The following is a 2,126-nucleotide window of genomic DNA, read 5'->3' on the forward strand; positions in this document are numbered from 1 at the left end:
GCATCAACAAAGAAAGCAGTATTGTGCGGAAGTATGGTTAGGGTAACTTTTTTTGTATTCATGATACCAATTGATTATTCAGTATAGTTTCATTGAGGGCATAGTATATGTACGGTACAATAATGTAAATATTTTTTCATTGTACTATACAGTGTACTATAGTATTCTGCCCCAAAATGTATGTACGTTAAAGTATTTTTTTTATTTACAGATGAAAAGTCCTTGCTATGAAACAACAGTATTACATAATGTTGCTTCATAAGGAGTAATTGAAGTGCCAATGGATGCAACCATCATATCATATCCGGATACAGCTGTTATCAATTTACTATCGCTTACCGCAAACAGGTCAAAATATATGGTACCGTTTGCTGGCAAGTTTCGCGTTGTTGATTTTGTCATAGGAAATGCAAAGGAGTTGGATGCGCAAACCATAATCTATAGCAATGTAAACGATGATTTGGCAGATTACGTTGCACTGCATGGTATTGATGAAAGCAAGCTTAAAGTTGTGGTTAATGAATTCAACAGTATAGATTTTTGCTATATGCTTATTCGTGATAGTGATTCGGCATATTTTATTATTTACAATGGCGATAATCCCGGCATTATAAACTTTGCCCACCTGATTGAACGATTTGCAAAAATGAAAAAGCCTGCAGCGTTGTTCAAATTGCATTTTGAAGGTAAGGCACGTATGGCACACCGTATACTGGTAAGCACTAAAAAAGCATTACTTGCAACAATCAGGCAGGCGTTGAAGCATGATCATACTTCACCTAACATCTTTGAAATGATTATCAATATGATGGTGAATGAAGGTTTACCAAAACTTGAATTTTCATGTATGTACTGGCCATTCAGTACGATAGTTGATTATTATAATTACAACTTCGAGGTTATCAATAATCCTGAATTTGCAAAACATGTATTCAATCGTCATATACATTCCCGGATACAGTTATATCGTTATTCAATGTTGGGTCCTCATGCAAAAGTGGTACAATCATTTTTGTCCGATAGTTCCTATATAAATGGCGAGGTGGTTAATTCAATAATTTTCCCTGGTGTTGAAATTGCAGAAGGCGCTGTGATCCGTGATTCAATTATCCTACCATATATTAAGATTGGCTCAAAAGCTCGCATCATGCGAAGCATTATTGATGAACGCACCATACAGCCATTTGACCAGACACCACTTACAATTGGCAATGGTTGTAAAATTGGCACAACCGAAGAAGGTATGAAAAACAGCGATTACCCTAAAGTGCTGTATAACAGTATAACGCTCATAGGGAAAAACTGTATAATTCCTGATGCTATTACCGTAGGTGGTTGCTGTTACGTATCGCCAGGTAAAACACCCGCAGACTTTGAAAAACGAAAATATATATACAACGGTACCTCGGTGTGATATGTTCTTACCGTATAAAGATGAAAATCCTACACACTCATTTCCACTTTTTACGGTTGTACTTATTATTGTGAATTGTTTTGTTTACTATCTTGAGGTTTACGGGCAGCCAGGTTTTGAAAACCTTGTAAAGATGTATGCACTCACTCCCTGCAATGTTAACAAGATTAATGTATATAATTACAATCACTATATTCCTTTTATAAGCCACATGTTTTTGCATGTAAACATTATCCATGTGGCATCCAATATGCTTTTTTTATGGATATTTGGTAATAATATTGAAGATGTTTTAGGCGCTATTCGGTTTTATGCGTTTTACCTTGTGTGTGGGCTTGCTGCTGCTTTAACATTTTATCTTTTTCACCATAACGAATGTACGCCTATTATTGGTGCATCCGGTGCCGTTTCGGGGCTTTTAGGAGGGTATGTGGTTTTGTTCCCGGCAGCACGCATCCGGGTATGGTTTATGTTTTTTATTCTGCGCCTGCCAGCATGGTTTTTTATATTGCTGTGGTTTGTCATGCAACTTTCCAACCTGTATGGCGAAAGATTGGGTATGACGAATGTAGCCTGGTCAGCGCATGTTGGTGGGTTTATAGCAGGATTTATATTGATTATGTTTTTTAAAAAAAGATATTAATAATTTACTAATTATTCCTAAACGTGGAAATTTGAATAAAATATAAAATAGTGTACACCCCCGCCGCCT

At 36.4% G+C, this 2,126-nt stretch carries 2 protein-coding genes; both read left to right on the forward strand.

Annotation, left to right across the window (positions count from 1 at the left end; all coding sequences use genetic code 11):
- Nucleotides 1-280 precede the first annotated feature (280 nt).
- A complete protein-coding gene (locus AB1444_16410) occupies nt 281-1,414 on the forward strand; it encodes a hypothetical protein (protein ID MEW6528237.1) in 1,134 nt (377 codons plus the stop codon).
- A 1-nt stretch (nt 1,415) separates the two neighbouring features.
- Nucleotides 1,416-2,057: a rhomboid family intramembrane serine protease gene (locus AB1444_16415; protein MEW6528238.1), complete on the forward strand. Its 642-nt coding sequence runs from the start codon at nt 1,416-1,418 to the stop codon at nt 2,055-2,057.
- Nucleotides 2,058-2,126: the final 69 nt, after the last annotated feature.

Source organism: Spirochaetota bacterium, assembly GCA_040756435.1.
Lineage (GTDB): Bacteria > Spirochaetota > UBA4802 > UBA4802 > UB4802 > UBA4802.